The 16,054-nt window shown below is 72.6% G+C and carries 16 protein-coding genes; 5 read left to right on the top strand and 11 right to left on the bottom strand.

Features of this window, described 5'->3' with window-relative positions; translation table 11 throughout:
* Positions 1 to 170 precede the first annotated feature (170 nt).
* From OIU81_RS31520 to OIU81_RS31505, 4 genes are all read right to left on the bottom strand, one after another.
* The gene (locus OIU81_RS31520) at positions 171 to 644 is read right to left on the bottom strand and encodes an NUDIX domain-containing protein (RefSeq protein ID WP_329153286.1); all 474 of its coding nucleotides are present in this window, start codon (positions 642 to 644) and stop codon (positions 171 to 173) included.
* 5 nt (positions 645 to 649) lie between these two features.
* Positions 650 to 2,197 carry an ATP-dependent DNA ligase gene (locus OIU81_RS31515; protein WP_329153284.1) on the bottom strand — a complete coding sequence of 516 codons (1,548 nt, stop codon included), beginning with the start codon at positions 2,195 to 2,197 and terminating at the stop codon, positions 650 to 652.
* 66 nt (positions 2,198 to 2,263) lie between these two features.
* A complete protein-coding gene (locus OIU81_RS31510; protein ID WP_329153282.1) occupies positions 2,264 to 3,652 on the bottom strand; it encodes an FAD-binding oxidoreductase in 1,389 nt (462 codons plus the stop codon).
* Between the two features lie 10 nt (positions 3,653 to 3,662).
* Positions 3,663 to 4,601 (bottom strand): antibiotic biosynthesis monooxygenase, encoded by a 939-nt coding sequence (locus tag OIU81_RS31505; RefSeq protein WP_329153281.1) that lies wholly within the window; start codon positions 4,599 to 4,601, stop codon positions 3,663 to 3,665.
* A 142-nt stretch (positions 4,602 to 4,743) separates the two neighbouring features.
* On the opposite strand from OIU81_RS31505, the gene OIU81_RS31500 reads away from it, so the two are divergent.
* On the top strand, positions 4,744 to 5,310 hold the full coding sequence (locus OIU81_RS31500; RefSeq protein ID WP_329153280.1) for a nucleoside deaminase: 567 nt from the start codon (positions 4,744 to 4,746) through the stop codon (positions 5,308 to 5,310).
* Positions 5,311 to 5,435: 125 nt separating this feature from the next.
* Here the strand turns inward: OIU81_RS31500 and OIU81_RS31495 are convergent, their stop codons facing one another.
* Complete coding sequence (locus OIU81_RS31495; protein WP_329153278.1) at positions 5,436 to 6,482, bottom strand: hypothetical protein; 1,047 nt, start codon at positions 6,480 to 6,482, stop codon at positions 5,436 to 5,438.
* A 249-nt stretch (positions 6,483 to 6,731) separates the two neighbouring features.
* Here OIU81_RS31495 and OIU81_RS31490 point away from each other — a divergent pair, with 249 nt between their 5' ends.
* Together OIU81_RS31490 and OIU81_RS31485 are read left to right on the top strand one after the other, a co-directional pair.
* On the top strand, positions 6,732 to 7,439 hold the full coding sequence (locus OIU81_RS31490; RefSeq protein ID WP_329153277.1) for a histone deacetylase: 708 nt from the start codon (positions 6,732 to 6,734) through the stop codon (positions 7,437 to 7,439).
* 101 nt (positions 7,440 to 7,540) lie between these two features.
* The gene (locus OIU81_RS31485) at positions 7,541 to 8,119 is read left to right on the top strand and encodes a dihydrofolate reductase family protein (protein WP_329153275.1); all 579 of its coding nucleotides are present in this window, start codon (positions 7,541 to 7,543) and stop codon (positions 8,117 to 8,119) included.
* Positions 8,120 to 8,201: 82 nt separating this feature from the next.
* Here OIU81_RS31485 and OIU81_RS31480 read toward each other — a convergent pair whose 3' ends face one another.
* Positions 8,202 to 9,005 (bottom strand): HAD-IIA family hydrolase, encoded by an 804-nt coding sequence (locus OIU81_RS31480; protein ID WP_329153273.1) that lies wholly within the window; start codon positions 9,003 to 9,005, stop codon positions 8,202 to 8,204.
* Between the two features lie 133 nt (positions 9,006 to 9,138).
* Between OIU81_RS31480 and OIU81_RS31475 the strand changes: the two genes are divergently transcribed.
* Positions 9,139 to 10,440, top strand: coding sequence for a phosphoribosyltransferase family protein (locus tag OIU81_RS31475; protein ID WP_329153271.1), 1,302 nt, complete (start codon positions 9,139 to 9,141; stop codon positions 10,438 to 10,440).
* 5 nt (positions 10,441 to 10,445) lie between these two features.
* On the opposite strand, the gene OIU81_RS31470 is transcribed toward OIU81_RS31475, so the two are convergent.
* From OIU81_RS31470 to OIU81_RS31460, 4 genes are all read right to left on the bottom strand, one after another.
* Positions 10,446 to 10,769, bottom strand: a complete 324-nt coding sequence (locus OIU81_RS31470) for a putative quinol monooxygenase (protein ID WP_329153270.1) — start codon at positions 10,767 to 10,769, stop codon at positions 10,446 to 10,448.
* Positions 10,770 to 10,848: 79 nt separating this feature from the next.
* Positions 10,849 to 11,637 carry a hypothetical protein gene (locus OIU81_RS31465; protein WP_329153269.1) on the bottom strand — a complete coding sequence of 263 codons (789 nt, stop codon included), beginning with the start codon at positions 11,635 to 11,637 and terminating at the stop codon, positions 10,849 to 10,851.
* A gap of 298 nt (positions 11,638 to 11,935) precedes the next feature.
* The gene (locus OIU81_RS42425; protein ID WP_370454205.1) at positions 11,936 to 12,013 is read right to left on the bottom strand and encodes a 50S ribosomal protein bL37; all 78 of its coding nucleotides are present in this window, start codon (positions 12,011 to 12,013) and stop codon (positions 11,936 to 11,938) included.
* A gap of 173 nt (positions 12,014 to 12,186) precedes the next feature.
* Positions 12,187 to 13,398: a 4-hydroxybenzoate 3-monooxygenase gene (locus tag OIU81_RS31460; RefSeq protein ID WP_329331400.1), complete on the bottom strand. Its 1,212-nt coding sequence runs from the start codon at positions 13,396 to 13,398 to the stop codon at positions 12,187 to 12,189.
* 185 nt (positions 13,399 to 13,583) lie between these two features.
* Here OIU81_RS31460 and OIU81_RS31455 point away from each other — a divergent pair, with 185 nt between their 5' ends.
* Positions 13,584 to 14,702, top strand: a complete 1,119-nt coding sequence (locus OIU81_RS31455) for a PP2C family protein-serine/threonine phosphatase (RefSeq protein ID WP_329153267.1) — start codon at positions 13,584 to 13,586, stop codon at positions 14,700 to 14,702.
* Between the two features lie 81 nt (positions 14,703 to 14,783).
* On the opposite strand, the gene OIU81_RS31450 is transcribed toward OIU81_RS31455, so the two are convergent.
* Positions 14,784 to 16,052 (bottom strand): MFS transporter, encoded by a 1,269-nt coding sequence (locus OIU81_RS31450; protein WP_329153265.1) that lies wholly within the window; start codon positions 16,050 to 16,052, stop codon positions 14,784 to 14,786.
* Positions 16,053 to 16,054: the final 2 nt, after the last annotated feature.

Here is a 16,054-nt window from a genome sequence, read left to right as displayed (position 1 = left end):
CGGGGCTGTCCAGGGCGAGTGGGAGCCTTCGGCCTGCGCGGTGGTGAAGGTGGGGAGCGCGGGGCGCCCTTTCCCTTCCGGTACGGCGGCCCTTTCCGGCCGTTCCCGTGAGCGCCGTCGCCGGCTGCCTCGACCACTGGACGCCGGGCGGCTTCCGGGCGGCCGGGCGCTCAGCCCTCGCCGGCCAACTGCTCGGCCAGCCGGTCCAGGAACACCTGCTGGCCGGCCACCAGCCGCTCCCGTGCCTCGTGCGGCGGGAACCAGGCCACCCGGTCGACCTCGGGAAAGGCGGCGATCACCCCCGATCCGCGCGGCCACTCCATCCGGAACGTGCCGGGCACGATCCGCCGCGGATCGAGATCACCCTCGACGGCCCAGACGGTCACCACCTTGCCGCTCGCCTGGCGGACGTCCCCCAGGGGGCGGTAGCGGCCGGCGGGCGGCGGCATCCCCAGCTCCTCCGTGAACTCCCGCCGGGCGGCGTCCCGCGCCTCCTCCGGAGGTACGTACTCGCCCTTGGGCACGGACCACGCCCGCGCGTCCCGGTGCTCCCACAACGGACCGCCCATGTGCCCCAGGAGCACCTCGACACCGGCCGCCGCGCGCCGGTACAGCAACAGCCCGGCACTTCGCTTTCCCGCCACGGCCGCTACCGTTCCCCGTCGTCGTGCGCGGCACGCACCGTCTCGACGGTGTCCGCCTCGGCCGCGGTCTTGTCCTCCCGGTAGCGCACCACCCGTGCGAAGCGCAGGGTCACGCCCGCCGGGTAGCGCGTGGAGGTCTGCAGCCCGTCGTAGGCGATCTCGACGACGAGTTCCGGACGCACCGTCACCACATGGCCGTTGTCCGCCACCGCGAGCTCCCGCAGCCGCTCGGTCTGCCAGCGGAGAGTGGCGTCGGTCAGCCCCTTGAAGGTCTTGCCCAGCATGACGAATCCACCGTCCGCCGCGCGCGCCCCGAGGTGGAGGTTGGACAGCTTCCCGGTGCGCCGGCCGTGTCCCCACTCCGCGGCCAGCACCACCAGGTCGAGGGTGTGCACGGGCTTCACCTTGAGCCATGCGGCGCCCCGGCGGCCCGCGCTGTAGGGGGCGTCCAACGCCTTGACCACGACGCCCTCGTGGCCCCGGCGCAGGGTCTCGGTCCAGAAGTCCTCGGCGGCCGCGCGGGCCACGGCGTCGGACGGGTCGGCGACCACCTGGCGGCGCACCCGCAGGGGCTCGGGCACCAGGCGGGCCAGCTCTACGTGCCGCTGCGCCGCGGGCAGTTCGAGCAGGTCACGGCCGTCGACCGAGAGCACGTCGAAGAAGACCGGGGACAGCGGCAGCGCGGCCTGCGCGGCAAAGACGTCCACCCGTGAACCGAACCGGCCCGCGACCCGCTGGAAGGGCACCGGCCGGCCCGCGCCGTCCAGGGCGATCACCTCGCCGTCGAGGATGAAGCGGCCGGCCGGCAACTCCCGTGCCAGGGCGGTGACCTCGGGGAGGCGGTCGGTGACCTCGTCCAGGGTGCGGGTGTGGATCCGTACGTCGGTGCCGTCGCGGTGCACCTGTACCCGGATGCCGTCGAGCTTCTCCTCCACGGCGCAGGCGCCGAGCTTCTCGACGGCCTCGGCCACGGTCTTGGCGCTGTGCGCCAGCATCGGCCCGACGGGCCGGCCGACGGTGAGCCGGAAGCGCGCGAGCGCCGCGGGCCCCTCGGCGAGCAGCGCCCGCGCCACGTCCGGAAGCGACCCGGCCAGCATCACGGCCCGCCGGACGTCCGCCGCGGGCACCTGTGTGGCGGCGGCGAGCCCCTCGACCGCAATGGCGTCCAGCGCGCCCTGCCGCACCTCACCGGTCAGCAGGCCGACGAGAAACCGCTGCTCGTCCGGGGTCGCCGCGGCCAGCAGTGCCCGCAGGAGCCGGCGCCGCTCCCCTTGCGCCCCGGCGCCGGAGACCTGCGCCAGCGCGGTCAGCGCGGTGTCCACGTCGCGTACGGTCAGCGTGGCGTGCCCGGCGGGTGCGACCGGCTCGCGCAGTACGCTCCAGCCGACCCCGATCCGCCCCTGGGGCAGCCGCCCGGCGAGGTAGGGGATGACCACCGGGACGTCCTCCGGCGCCGCGGCCCGGAACAGTCCGGCCAGCAGCGCGATCTTCCGCGAACGCGCCGACGTCGCGGCGACATCCGCCGACACCTGGGCGAGGCCGGCCAGCAGCATAGGCCCATGGTGCCCCCGCGGCGCCGTTCCCGCTTCCCGGCCGGCGCCGTGCCCGCCGGGATCCGGTCAGGGGGCGAGGTAGGAATGGAAGACGTTGTCGGGGTCCCACTGCGCCTTGATCTCCTGCAGACGGTCCCAGGTGGCCGGGGTGTACGAGCGCCGGGGCCGGTCCGCGCCGGCTTCCAGGTCCGTCTCGCCGATGTAGTGGCGGCCGTCGTCCTGCGGGTCGGCGGCGGCCATGACGTCCCGCACCCACTGCTCATTGGCCCGGTCCGCGTGCGGGTCCTCCCAGACCGCGTAGGGGACCAGGTAGGACCCGCCGAGCGGGGCGAAGGCCATGTTCCGCAGCAGGGCGGGCTCCGTGGAGACCGGCCGCACGGGCGAGAGCACCAGCGACTTGCCGGACGGGGCGCGGGCCACCACCTCGGCGATCCGGCCCAGTTGCGTCGGGTAACTCTCCGCCGACCACAGGGTGTCCGCCGCATACCGGTGCAGCGGCGGCCAGAGGACCGCCGCGCCCTCGTGCAGGGTGGCGAACGAGGTCGGCACGGGCGGCTGCCGGGTCAGGGTGCCGAAGGGGCAGTCGTCGAACGGCTCCAGCGCCCGCAGTGCCTCCCGCTGCGTGGCCGCGAACGCGGTGGCACCGACCGTGATCCGCAGCCCGGGTGTGCCGTCGGCGTCCGGCTCGGCGGGCTGGAGGACGAACGCCACCTCGACATACGGCGGGAGTCCGTCCGCGACCTCCTCGGTCCACTCGGTCACCCCGGCGAGCTCCGCCATGGGGAAGGTGAGATTGGTCGTCACGATCGAGGCGGGGTGGGGGTGCAGGGCGAGGCGGAAGCGGGTGACGACCGCGCAGAATCCCGGCCCAGCACCCCGCGCGGCCCAGAAGAGGTCGGGGTGCTCCCGCTCGCTGCAGGTGACCGTCCGCCCGTCGGCGGTCACGGCGCGGATCTCCACCACGTCCGCGCAGGACGCCCCCCAGGCGCGGGAGTTCCAGCCGAGGCCCCCGCTGAGCAGAAACCCGCCGACCGCCACGCTGGGGCAGTGGCCGACGGGGAAGGCCAGGTCCTGCGGGGTGAGGGCCGCGACCAGTTCCTGACCGGTGGCGGCGGGTTCGACCGTGGCGGTCGCCGGGTCGGTGCCGGTCGCGGGGGTCAGGCGGCACTCCCGCAGCCCGGCGAGATCGAGCAGCAGGCTGTCGTCCCGCAGTGCCGAGCCGGACCAGTTGTGTCCGCCGGAACGCAGTGCCACCCGCAGCCCGTGCGCGCGGGCGTGGCGGACGGCGTGTGCCACGTCCGCTTCCGACGCGGCCCGCACGACGACCTCGGGGAACCGGCCGGGCAGGCGCGCGTTCCACACGGCACGGGAGCGGGCGGTCTCATAGCCGGCGTCGCCCCGCCGGATCAGCGTGCCCTCCACCTCGGGCTCCGGCTCCGGTTCCCCTGGACACATCCCGGCCTCCTCACCAGATCTGCTGGGTGATCAGGCCGAAGACACCGATGCACACCAGATAGCCGAGCACCACCACCCCGGTGCCCAGCACCTGGATCCGGCGGCTGGTACAGCGCTCGGGCACCAGCCAGAAGGCGAGCGCCTTGTTCACCAGCGGCATCAGCAGCCAGGTCAGGGCGCTGACACTCAGCACGTTGGACAGGAACAGGCCGATGTACTCGCGGATGGTGATCTTCTCCAGCGCGATGCCCACGGTCAGGTTGAGCACCATCACCGTCGGATAGAGCGCCAGGACGACGGACATCGCCTGTTTCCAGTTGGGCGGCGCGGTGCTGCCCTTGCCGTGGTCGAACTGGAACCAGCCGCTGAACGACGAACCGACCTTGCGGACGTCGTAGGAGGTGAAGTGCTTGCTCCCCTCCTGCAGCAGCGCCTTGCGGGCGTCGGATGCCAGCCAGTCGTCGAGGTGTTCGCGGGAGTCGAAGCGGAAGACGACGACCCAGTGTTCCTGCACGCCCCGGACCGGCTTGAACAGCTCGGAGCCCATGAAGCCGGGCGCCTTCTCCTGCTCCTCGAGCGCGTGCTCCTGCCAGTCGAGGAAGGCCTGCTCGTGTCCGGGGCGCACCTCGTGCGAGATGACGGCCGTGACCGCTTCCGGAGCCTGCTCGGCGGGGGTGCCGCCCTGGAGCACCTCCTGACGCGGAGGCCCGTCGAAGAGCCCGGTCGCCTCGTGGAGCAAATCCTGCCGCCGGCTCGAATCCAGCCAGGCGGTCAAGTGGTCCATACCGGAAAACCGGAATACAGTGACCCATTCATTTTCCTCGCCGGTGCCCGGCGGATATACCTCGGCGCCCACGAATCCCTCGAATTCACGGGCCGCCCGGTTCGTCTTGTCCTGCCACCGCTGGTACTCATCCGTCCGTCCCTCGCGCACCTTTTGCGAGGTCACGACGGTGGCATTCTCGGCCGCTGAAGCACGGCTTGCACGGGGACTCACCTTGAGTAGCCTAGTGCACAAGGGATTTATCGGGCAAATGGAGCATACGCCTTACCGTTCCGCAGAGGAATCGATGCCGATCGGAGACCCCGTAATGGAACAGAAAGAACTCCTCGCAGAAGCCGTCCGGCTCGCCACGGAATCCGTGGAGAACGGCTGGGGCGGCCCGTTCGGCGCGGTCATCGCGCGCAACGGCAACATCGTCGCCCGCGGACAGAACCACGTTCTGCTGACCGGCGACCCCACGGCCCACGCCGAAGTCGAGGCGATCCGGAAGGCTGTGCAGGTCCTCAACCCGGATGCGCCGAGCATCTCCGTGGAGCGTCAGAACGAGAGCACCCTGGGGTACGTCCCCCGCCCCGAGGGGTCACCGGACCCGCTCCCGGAGCGCGCCCGGATGCTCCAGGGCCACGAGATCTACATCAGCGGCGCCCCCTGCCCGATGTGCATGAGCGCCATCTACTGGGCACGGATGGACGCGGTGTACTACAGCTGCGACCTGACCGACACCGCCAAGATCGGCTTCGACGACTCGTTCCAGTACGAGGACTTCGAAAGGCCGCTCTCCGAGCGCAGGATCAAGATCCAGCAGATCTATCCCGAGATGGGTGCCCATGCCTACCAGGCATGGAACAACCGGAGGCTCCAGCACGCCTACTGACATCCCATCACCACCGGCGGACGCCGGGCCCCGCCGGACGGGCGGGGCCCGGCGCGCGGCGGGGAGCGCGGCCCGCACGGACGGCGAGGAGTGAGCCGGGTGCGGACCGCGCGGGCGTCGGGGTCTCACTCGTACATCACGTACTCCGGCTGCGGCCTGAGCGCCAGCACCTCCTTCGGCGTCATCAGCCGGCTGCCCTCGGCGTCCTCCTCGTAGAAGAGTTTGAAGCCGGTGTGGAGCCCCTCCGGCAGGCCGCGGACGAGCCGCTGCCAAGTACCGCGCTTCAGGCCCGGTGAGCCGATGCCGTCGGCGCTCTTGATCAGCGCCACGCCGGGCTGCGGCCGCAGCGCGGACTGCGCGTGCACGACGGACGGGGCGACCTGGTGGAAGACCAGTGGCTTCTGCGGCAGATCGTGCGCCTCGACCAGCCCGGACAGATAGCGGGCCACCTCGGTCAGCTCATGGCCGCTGGTCCGCCCGTAGGTGTCGCCCGGCACCTGACCGCGGCCCATCTCCCATTCCGGGTCGAGCGCGATCCCCACATCGGGGTGAACGAGCCAGTCGCGCAGCGTCTTGACCTCGTCGAGCACGGGGGCGCGGCCCGGCTGGATGTTCAGCAGCAGTGCCCGCCGGTCGCGCGCCACGTCGTGGAAGCGCCGGATGGTGGCGGCCGGCGTCCGTGAGCGGTAGGTGCCGTCCGGGCCGGCCGTGGCATTGGCGACGCTCGCCAGGAGTTCGAGCACGGGCAGCGGTTCGCGCCCCGCGGCGTAGCGGTGCGCCACCTTCTCCACCTCGGCGGCCCGCTGCGCCGGCGTACCGGTCCCGAGCCGGCCGAGCGCCGCGGCACCGGGCAGCCCGCAGAACCCGACCAGGCGGTAGTGCGGGAACAACTCTCGTCCGCCACGCGGGAGTTCGGGGCGGCTCCGCTTGTGCGGACGGGCCGGGTGCGCGGTCGCGGAGCCGGACGGGCCGGGGGCACCGGCCCCGGCCGAGGGGGAACTGCCGGAGGTGCCGGTCCCCGTGGAGGGCGAGGAGCGCGAGCCGTCCGGCGGTGGCGCCTTGGCCTCCGAACCCCCTCCGGAGGGAGTGCCTCCGCACCCGGTGAGCGCGCCGAGACCCGCCGCCGCGGTGACCGCGAGCATCCGTCGCCGGCTCGCGTCCGGCGACGGCATGGACCGGGCGGAGCGGCCGCCGGCCCCCCGGGCCCGGGGTATCCCGGAGCCGCTTCGGCCTGACACCTCGTCCGTCACACTGCCTCCGTCCCCCGGCGTCCGACCGAGGGCCGGCGCCGGCTGTCGTTCGGACAGGTCCTGCCCGTGCAGAGCGCATCTCCAGACCACCCGCGGCGAAACCCGGACGGAAACGATCAAGCCACGGCCGCCGCGGCCGCCCCGGCGGACCGGGCCGCGTAGCGTGAGGACGTGATCAGGCCCCGACGCCTCGACCCCCTCGACGGCTCCCCCGAAGCCGTCCGCCGCCGCATGCCCGTGCGCCGCCTGTGGTACGCCGCGTACGGCTCCAACATGCACCGGGAACGGCTGACCGCCTACCTGGCCGGCGGCCGGCCACCCGGCGGACTGCGCACCTGCCCCGGCTGCCGGGACCCCCGCCCCCCGGCCCGTACGGCAGCGGTCATGCTGCCCGGGCTGCTGTACTTCGCCACCGAATCGCAGGTGTGGACCGGCGGCCGGGCCTTCTACGACCCCGCCGTCGCGCCGGCCGCCGGCCCGGACCGCCCCGAACTCCCCTGCCACGGCTATCTGCTGACCACCGGCCAGTTCTCCGACCTCGTGGCGCAGGAGATGTACCGGGAGCCCGGCGAGGATCTCGATCTGACGCAGGTCCTCACCCATGGGCGGGCCCGGATCGGCCCGGGCCGGTACGAGACCCTGGTGTGCGCCGGGGTGCTGGACGGCTGTCCGGTCCTGACCTGCACGGCCCCGTGGCGCAGCGAGGACATCGCCCTGAACGCCCCGTCGGCCGCCTACCTGCGGCACATCGGGGCCGGGATCGTCGCCGCCCACGGGTGGAGCGTGCACCGGACCGCCGGGTATCTCGCCGGCTGTCCGGGAGCCGCCGGTCACTGGAGCGCCGGGGAGATCGAGGCACTGCTCGGCGCCGCTCGCTGACCGGCGCGCGGTGCGTTGCTGCTCCCCCGCCGTCCCCGTCCCGGGCACACTGGTGCCCTCCGGCCGGTGCACCCGGCCCTGACGACTCGGCGAGGAACGCGATGAGAAAGATCGTCCTGACCACGTCGGTGTCCCTCGACGGCTTCATCGAGGGACCGGACCGCGACATCAGCTGGCATCTGGTCGACGACGAGCTGCACCGCTACTTCAACGAGCAGCTCCGGACGATGGGCGCCTTCCTGAGCGGGCGGGTCACCCATGAGCTGATGGCCGGATTCTGGCCGACCGCGGATGCCGATCCGTCAGTCACCGGGCCCATGGCGGAGTTTGCCGGGATCTGGCGGGACATGCCCAAGATCGTGTTCTCCCGGACCCTGGAGCGGGCCGACTGGAACACCACCGTCATGCGGGATGTCGTCCCCGAGGAGATCCGGGCGCTCACGGCACAGCCGGGCGGGGACCTGGCGCTGAGCGGCGCCGACCTCGCCGCCTCCTTCCGCCGGCTCGATCTGATCGACGAATTCCGCGTCTACGTCCATCCGGTCCTCATCGGCCGCGGCAAACCGCTGTTCCCGCCGTCCGACATCAAGGCCGACCTCCAGCTCGCCGGGACCCGCACCTTCGGCAACGGCGTCGTCCTCCTCCACTACCGGCGCGCCCGGGGTGTCGCGGCGGAGTGACTGCCGTGGGCCGGGCGGGAGTTCGCGGCAACCGCCGGGACGCCGAGTGGGCCCGCGGACCGCCCCCGGGCCGGCTCGCGGTCTAGATCCCGAGCAGGCCGGGCAGACCGGCGAAGGAGTCCAGCACCTGGTCCGGTGTGCCGTCGGCCGCCCGGTGTGTCTCCGGCAGGTATTTGCCCGTCTTGACGAGCACGCCGGTGATCCGGCAGCGCTGGGCCGCCAGCACATCGTTCTCGATGTCGTCCCCGATCATCAGCGCGCGCGACGCCGGGACACCGAGGTGTGCCAGGGCGGTGTCGAAGAAGGCCGGTGACGGCTTGCCGGTGACCGTCGCCGTCACCCCGGCCGCCTGCTCCAGCCCCGGGAGAAAGGCTCCGGTGTCGAGGTCAAAGCCGTCCGCCGTGCGCCAGTACAGGTTGCGGTGCATCGCGACCAGCAGCGCGCCGCGCTGGAGGTGCCGGAAGGCCCGATTGAGCGCCGCATAGCTGAATTCCGGGCCCGCACCACCGAAAACGATCACATCCGGGGCGGTCCGGCCCGCGTCGCCCTCCCCCGCCCCCTCCTCGACGAGCTGCACACCCGCCAGGTCCGCACCGACCTCACCGCTGCTGATCAGCAGGCACCGGGCGTCGGGATGGTGCGCGCGCAGGTACGCGGCGGTCGCCGTGGGCGCGGTCAGGATGTCGTCGGCACCGACCGGAAATCCCTCCCGGGCCAGGCGTCCGGCGACCGCCGCGCGGGTGCGGGAGGTGGTGTTGGTGACCAGTGCCAGCGGCAGTCCCGCGGCGCGCAGCCGTTCCATCGCCTCGACCGCGCCGGGCAGCGCCTTCCAGGACACGGTGAGCACGCCGTCGATGTCGATCAGGACCGCTCCGATTCCTTCCATACGCCGACGGTAACCACGTCCGGCCGTAGCCGCGGCGCACCGCGGGCCCGACTTGCGCGGCCCCCTCAAATGGGGTTACTTCGAAGTGAGGTGTGGACGCAGCTTCCGTCTCCCCTGGGTAGGGGGTGCACACGTGCTGTTCACTGACCGCGCGGACGCCGGCCGTCGCCTTGCCGAGGCGCTACGGCATCTGGAGGGGGAAGATCCCGTCGTGCTGGGCCTGCCCCGGGGCGGGGTCCCGGTGGCCTTCCAGGTGGCGCGGGTGCTCCGGGCACCGCTCGATGTGATCGTGGTCCGCAAGCTGGGCGTCCCCTACCAGCGGGAACTGGGCTTCGGCGCCATCGGCGAGGGCGGCGTGCGGGTGATCAGCAACGACATCGTCCGCCGAGGCCGGCTCGACGCGTCGGATCTGGCCTCCGTGGAACATGCCGAGGCCGCGGAACTCGCCAGGCAGGCGGAGCGCTTCCGCGCCGGGCGGCAGCGGCTTCCCCTGGAGGGCCGCACGGCGATCGTCGTGGACGACGGGGTCGCCACCGGCGCCACCGCGGCGGCCGCCTGCGAGGTGGTGCGGGCCCAGGGCGCGGCCCGCGTGGTGCTGGCGGTGCCCGTGGCGCCACCGGACGCGGCCGAGCGGCTGCGCGCCGCCCTCGATGAATTCGTGTGTCTCTCCACCCCGTTCGGCTTCTCCGCCGTCGGCGAGTGGTACCGGGACTTCTCCCAGACCCCGGACGACGAGGTCGTCTCACTGCTGGCGCAGGCCGCGGACGGTCCCGGGGCAGCGGACGGGCCGGAGGCCGGCGGGGACGTGGCGCAGGAGGTGGCGATCGATGCCTCCGGGGTGCGCCTCACCGGTGACCTCACGGTGCCGGCGGGCGCCGGGGCGGTGGTGATGTTCGCACACGGCTCGGGCAGCAGCCGCCACAGCCCGCGCAACCGGCTGGTCGCCACGGCGCTCCAGGACGCGGGCCTGGGCACGCTGCTCTTCGACCTGCTCACCCCGGCGGAGGAGGACAACCGGGCGAAGGTCTTCGACATCGAGACCCTCGCCGGGCGGCTGACGGACGCCACCGGCTGGCTGCGCGGCCGCACCACCGTCCCGCTCGGCTATTTCGGGGCGAGCACCGGAGCCGCGGCGGCACTGCGGGCCGCCGCCGGCCCCGGCGCGGACATCGGTGCGGTGGTCTCCCGCGGCGGGCGCCCGGACCTCGCCGGCCCGCAGCTGTCCGGCGTACGGGCGCCGACGCTGCTGATCGTGGGCGGCGACGACACGATGGTCATCGAGCTCAACCGCGAGGCGCAGGCGGCGCTGCGCTGCGAGAGCCGCCTGGAGATCGTCCCCGGCGCCACCCATCTCTTCGAGGAACCCGGTGCCCTCCAGGAGGTCGCCGGCCTGGCGCGGGACTGGTTCCTCAGCCACCTGGTGAAAGGGGCGTAACGCCCTCAGTCGAGGGCGAGTTCGCCCATCTTGCTCCAGCCGTCTGCACCCTCGATGGTGGTGCTCACGATGTCGGGGGTGTGGCGCAGCAGCGGGCGCATCCGCTCGATTCCGGCGCGGAAATGGTCGGAATTGACGTGCGCTTCGGCCGCGTCGTCCTGGAATGCCTCGACCAGGACATAGGTGTTCGGGTCGGTAATGCTGCGGGACCATTCGAACCAGAGGTTGCCGGGCTCGGCGCGGGTGGCGCCGGTGAAGGATTCGACGTGCTGCGGCCACTCGTCGGCGTACTCGGGCTTCACGGGGAACTTGACGACAATGAAGATCATCCAGCGATTCTAGGTCACGGCCGGCGGGATCCGGTGCCCCGGTCCTCGGTCTTCCGGTCACCCGTTCCGCGGGTCCGCCTCACTGACTTTGCGTATCGGCCCCGGTCGCCGAGGTGCGGCTCAGTGATTTGACGAGCAGCACCCCGAGCACGATCAGCACCACACCCAGCCAGGTCGGCCCGCCACCGAAAGCGAGCACCACGATGCCCACCGGGGTCAGATAGCCCGCCAGCGGGATGAGCATGCTGCTCACCGGGGGCTCCGGCGGGCCGGGGACATGGCGTTCCCGCCGCCCGCGGGCCCGTACGACCTCCGGGTACCACTGGGTGAACTGCAGCGCGACGATAATGGCCGCGATCTGGATGACCCAGCCCGTCCACAGGTTATTGGAATTGTGCAGCACAAGGTCGCCAAAGGCACCCGATATCGCAGCGATTCCGAATGCGGCGCCCCATACACCGGTGATGTAGTAATTGGTCCGCAGGAATGCCGGCTCATGCCAGAGTTCACGGGGTACCTGTTCCCGGGCGTACTGGAGGGTGAACGGCACCCGGACCGCCATGGAGCCGAGGGCAATCACCAGCAGCGCGATATTCGAGATTTCCCCGGAATAGTTCTCCAGCCAGCGATGGGTGCCGGCGGAGGCGAAGAGGCCGATGACGGCCATCACCGCGAAGAAGACCACATCGGCCACTTCGAGGATTTTGAACGACGAGCCGGGGTGGCGTATGCGACCGATGATGACGATCGCGACGGCCAGCGCGAGGGCGATCCCGACCGCCAGTTCGTAGCGCCCAGGCCCGACGAGGACGGACATGGCGATCCAGGGCGACATACCGATGACGGGGCTGTCGAGACCCTCCGGCATGGACCACGGGAGGTTCGGGGGAGGCCTCGAGGGTCGGTTCAGGGACGGATCAGGGAGGGGTCGGGGCGGTCCCGGAGGGCAGCGCGGCCCGGACGCGGAAGGCTGTCCGGCATGAGGCCTTCTTCCCTGTCCGGCAGGTCAGTTGCCGCTCCGTCCCCGCTCGCGAAGGTGCGGGGCGGGGTCCGGCGGAACGGCCGCGCGCCCGCCGGCACGACGGTGGGCTCCCGGCCTCCGCTGCGACACGGACACCAGGAGCCCACGGGTGCCCCCTCGGCGGGGGCCGGTCACCGTCCCGGCTTCAGGACTGCGGCCGCTTGCCGTGGTTGGCACCGTTCTTGCGGCGGGCCTTCTTCTTACGACGGCGCTTCGATGACATGTCGTCCCCTTCCTCGGAGTCTCAGCGATAGGTTTCGCCGAATTTCTACCACTTCACAACGGTATCTCGCCCGGCGATCACGAGGCCGCGTACCCGGCCCCGCGCGGCTCACCCCACCCCGAGGTGTGAATCACCCCACGAAGTCCCTGCTCGGGCGGGTGCGCGCAGCGGTCTCACAGGTCGGCCTTCTCCCCCAAGTAGAGCCCGGCGAACGCCTTTCCCGCAGACTCGGAACCCAGCAGCCGCCGCAGCCGCGCCGTCGCCGTACCCGCCCGGAAGCGGTCACCGGAGGAGGCGCCGTGCAGCACCTCGGACAGCCACTGCGAGAACTCCAGGTACTGCCAGACCCGCCGCAGACATGCCTGCGAGTATCCGGCGAGACCGCTGTCGTCGCCCCGGTAGTGCGCGATCAGCGCGTCACCGAGCAACAGGGCGTCATGGAGTGCGAGGTTCATGCCCTTCGCGGCGATCGGCGCGACCAGGTGCGCCGCGTCGCCCGCCAGGTGCAGGCGGCCGTACACCATGGGCTCCACCACGTAGTTGTGCATGTCCAGGACCACCTTTTCGAGCAGCGGCCCTTCGGCGAGCGGCGGGGCGCCCTCGGCGGCGAGCCGGGTGCGCAGCTCGTCCCACACCCTGGTGTGCGACCAGTTGCCGGCGTCCTCGCCGGGCGCGACCTGGAGGTAGTAGCGGGTGACCTCGGGGCTGCGGGCCATATGGGCGCCCAGCCCGCGCTCATGGATGCCGAAGATCACGCCGTCCGCGGACGGCGGCGCCTCGGCGAGGAGGGCGAGCCAGGCGACACCGTGGTCGTAGCGGGTGAGGACCGTGCGGTCGTCGGGTATGGCCGCCCGGGTGACCCCGCGCGCGCCGTCGCAGCCCGCGATGAAGTCGCACCCGATCCGGTGCCGCTCGCCGCTCGCCGGGTCGGTGTACGACACCGCGGGCCGGTCGCCGTCGATGTCGTGCAGCCGCACCTCCCGCACGCCGAAGCGCACGTCGCCGCCCGCCGTGTCGGCGTAGGAGGCCAGCAGGTCGGTGACCAACAGCGGCTGCGGATAGACGAAGTGACGCCGTCCCGACAGCTCCGCCGTCCGCACGGTGTGCCGCTCCCCGTCGAAGCGGAACTCGAACTCGCCCTGGGTGGCGGCCCGTTCGAGCAGCCGGTCGGCGAGCCCGTGCCGGGCCAGGGCACGCACCGCCCACTCCTCCATGAATCCGGCCCGTGGCCGCTGCTCGATGAACTCCCGGCTCTCCGCCTCCAGCACCACGCAGTCGACCCCGGCGGCGCGCAGCAGATTCGCCACGGTGAGCCCGGCCGGGCCCGCGCCGACGATGACGACGCCGGTACGGGCGAGGGGGAGGGAGGGGGTGGAGGAGGACACGTCGCGACGTTCCCTTCGGAGCCGGGAGAAAGATCGCAGGCAGTATGGCGGTTGACGGCGGCGGCCGAGCGGGCGCCCCGGCGATCAGCCGGCCATGACCCCGCCGTTCCCGGGCGGTCACGCTGCGTCGCCCGGCCGACCGGGTCTGCCGGGCGCCGGGGGCGGGACAGGTGTAGGGAAGAGATATGAGCGTCCGGCGCGCTGTCACCACTCCCGGCGGACCCTGGCGGCTGGGCCGTGGGCTGATCGCCCTCCCGCTCGTGCTCATCGCGGTGATCACGGTGATCGACATCAACAGCCCGACGACCATCCACCTGGGGCCCTTCCTGGTGGCGGCGCCCGCGATCACCGCGTCGTTCGCCGGGCCCGGTGTCACCGGCGCGGTCGGCGTCCTGGCTGTGGCGGCCCAGGTCCTCATCGGCCAGCTGCACGGCGGCCTGCTGACCGCGAACCATCAGGCCCAGATCGCCGCCCTCATCGTGATCTCCGTCCTCGTCACGGTATTCCGCCATCTCCGCGACCGGCGCGAACGGCAGTTGCACCAAATACGGTCGGTGGCCGCCGCGGCGCAGGAGGTACTGCTGCGGCCGCTGCCCCACCGGGCCGGACCGCTGCGGATCGCGTCCATGTATCTGGCGGCGGAGGCCGAGGCCCAGATCGGCGGTGACCTGTATGCGGCGGTGCCCGCCCCGGGCGCGATCAGGCTGGTCGTCGGTGATGTCCGCGGCAAGGGACTGTCCGCCGTCGGGGAGGCCACGGTGCTGGTCGGGGCCTTCCGCGGGTCCGCCTACCGCAACCTTCCGCTGCCCGGCATCGTGGCGCACCTGGGCAATTCCGCGTACTGGAACTCGACCCACCTCGACGGCACCGATCCCGACACCGCGGAGTCCTTCGTCACCGCCGTGGTCGTCGACGTCCACCGCGACGGCCCGTTCATCGAGATGGTGAACTGCGGGCATCCGCCGCCACTGCGGCTGCGGAACGGCACCGTCGAGGCGCTGGAGGTCGCCGAGCCCGCGCTCCCTCTGGGCCTGAGCGCCGCCACGGAGAGCGACTTCCGGGTGGAGCGGTTCGGGTTCTCGCCCGGCGATCTGCTCTTGCTCCACACCGACGGGGTCATCGAGGCGCGCGACCACACCGGCACGTTCTATCCGCTGATCGAGCGCCTCACGTCCTGGAACGAGACCGACCCCACGGCCCTGGTGCGCCGGCTCCGCCACGACCTGCTCCGCTACGCCGGCGGCACCCTGGGCGACGACGCGGCCGCCATCGCGATCGCGGCCCCCTCCGAGGCCCCGCGGTAGCGGCCGGGCCGAGGCGGGTCAGCCCCCGGCCGTGGCCTGCCGGCGCGGGCTACCCCCAGTCCGTGGCCGGGCCGGCACAGCTCAGCCCCCGTCCGCCGGAAGCGGCTCACGGCCCGCGCCCCCCGACGCGGCCGATCTGTCGACGGTGACCAGGAGCAGCGCCGCGACGATCAGCACGGCCTGCACGGCGAACGCGGCCGACACACCGACCCGGTCGGACAGTGCGCCCAGCGCCAGCGGCGCCGCCATGATCGCGGAGTTCACCACGAGTTGGTTACGGGCGGCCGCGAGGTCGGAGCGGTCCGGCGCGGCGGCGATGGCGTGCGAGAAGCTGAGCGGGAAGAGATTGGCCACCCCCGCTCCCGCGGCCAGCAGCGCACCGCAGGACAGCACCAGCGCGTGCGAGGACCAGAAGAGGCCCAGTCCCGCCGCGGTGAGCAGGAGGGAGCCGGTCAGCAACCGGGGCGCCTTGCCCTGGTCGTTCACCAGCCGGCTGCCCGCCGTGCGCCCGATCAGGATGCCCACGGCGAAGAGGGTCATGAGGGTGGCGGCATGGCTGATGCTGAGGTCGAGGCGGCTCACCATCAGGGGCGCCCCGTAGAAGACCGTCCCGAACTCGATCCCCGCCGCGGCCCCCAGAGCGGCGGAACGCAGCCAGAAGCGGCCGGGCAAGCGGCCCTGTCGCACGGCGCCGGCGGCGGGGCCCCGATCGGGCAAGGGCCGGCCCCGGCCCAGAAAGTACAGGAGGACGAAGGCCACGACCGGCAGCGTCAGGCCCGCGCGCCAGCCGGTGTCCGTGCCCCCCAGCGAACCGATCAGGGCGGGCGCGAGGACCGCGGCCAGGCTCGCGGTCGCGTTCGCCTCCACCAACGCCCGGTCCCGGTGCGCGGAATGGTGGACGGAGAGCAGCGCCAGGCTGGACGTCTGGAGCATCGGCCCGGTGACACCCAGCAGGGCCGTGGCGGCGAGGGTGAACGCGACGGTGCTGCCGACGGCGAGCAGGACGGCGCCGCATGCGGTGCCGATCACGGACAGCCAGAACAGCCGGTGCCGGCCGAAGCGGCGCAGCGCCTGGGTGAAGAAGAGACCGGACAGCACACTGCCGGCGGCGAACGTGGTGGAGTGCAGGCTCATGACCAGGTAGCTGAAGTCCAGGTCACGCCGGAGAAGGGTGAGGAAGGGGGCGAGGGCGTACAGGCAGTAGGCGTAGGCCGCCAGGCTGGTGTACCCCAGGGCGGTGATGCGATCACGCCGGAAGTCCGGCCCGGCACGGCGGGCGGTGGGATCGGACGGGCCGGCCTCGGCCGTCCCGCGAGGGGCGGTGGGGCCGCGTCGTCGCGGGGCGGTCATGG

It is taken from the genome of Streptomyces sp. NBC_01454 (assembly GCF_036227565.1).
Lineage (GTDB): Bacteria > Actinomycetota > Actinomycetes > Streptomycetales > Streptomycetaceae > Streptomyces.
The sequence above is the reverse complement of the archived record's forward strand: the minus strand, read 5'-3'. Positions and strand labels throughout refer to the sequence as shown.

Excerpts from the sequence above, each read along its gene's own strand:
- OIU81_RS31455 (WP_329153267.1), top strand. The coding sequence starts at position 13,584 with ATGAGCGTCCGGCGCGCTGTCACCACTCCCGGCGGACCCTGGCGGCTG.
- OIU81_RS42425 (WP_370454205.1), bottom strand. The coding sequence starts at position 12,013 with ATGTCATCGAAGCGCCGTCGTAAGAAGAAGGCCCGCCGCAAGAACGGT.
- OIU81_RS31485 (WP_329153275.1), top strand. The coding sequence starts at position 7,541 with ATGAGAAAGATCGTCCTGACCACGTCGGTGTCCCTCGACGGCTTCATC.
- OIU81_RS31480 (WP_329153273.1), bottom strand. The coding sequence starts at position 9,005 with ATGGAAGGAATCGGAGCGGTCCTGATCGACATCGACGGCGTGCTCACC.
- OIU81_RS31515 (WP_329153284.1), bottom strand. The coding sequence starts at position 2,197 with ATGCTGCTGGCCGGCCTCGCCCAGGTGTCGGCGGATGTCGCCGCGACG.
- OIU81_RS31450 (WP_329153265.1), bottom strand. The coding sequence starts at position 16,052 with ATGACCGCCCCGCGACGACGCGGCCCCACCGCCCCTCGCGGGACGGCC.
- OIU81_RS31495 (WP_329153278.1), bottom strand. The coding sequence starts at position 6,482 with ATGCCGTCGCCGGACGCGAGCCGGCGACGGATGCTCGCGGTCACCGCG.
- OIU81_RS31470 (WP_329153270.1), bottom strand. The coding sequence starts at position 10,769 with ATGATCTTCATTGTCGTCAAGTTCCCCGTGAAGCCCGAGTACGCCGAC.
- OIU81_RS31500 (WP_329153280.1), top strand. The coding sequence starts at position 4,744 with ATGGAACAGAAAGAACTCCTCGCAGAAGCCGTCCGGCTCGCCACGGAA.
- OIU81_RS31465 (WP_329153269.1), bottom strand. The coding sequence starts at position 11,637 with ATGCCGGAGGGTCTCGACAGCCCCGTCATCGGTATGTCGCCCTGGATC.
- OIU81_RS31510 (WP_329153282.1), bottom strand. The coding sequence starts at position 3,652 with ATGTGTCCAGGGGAACCGGAGCCGGAGCCCGAGGTGGAGGGCACGCTG.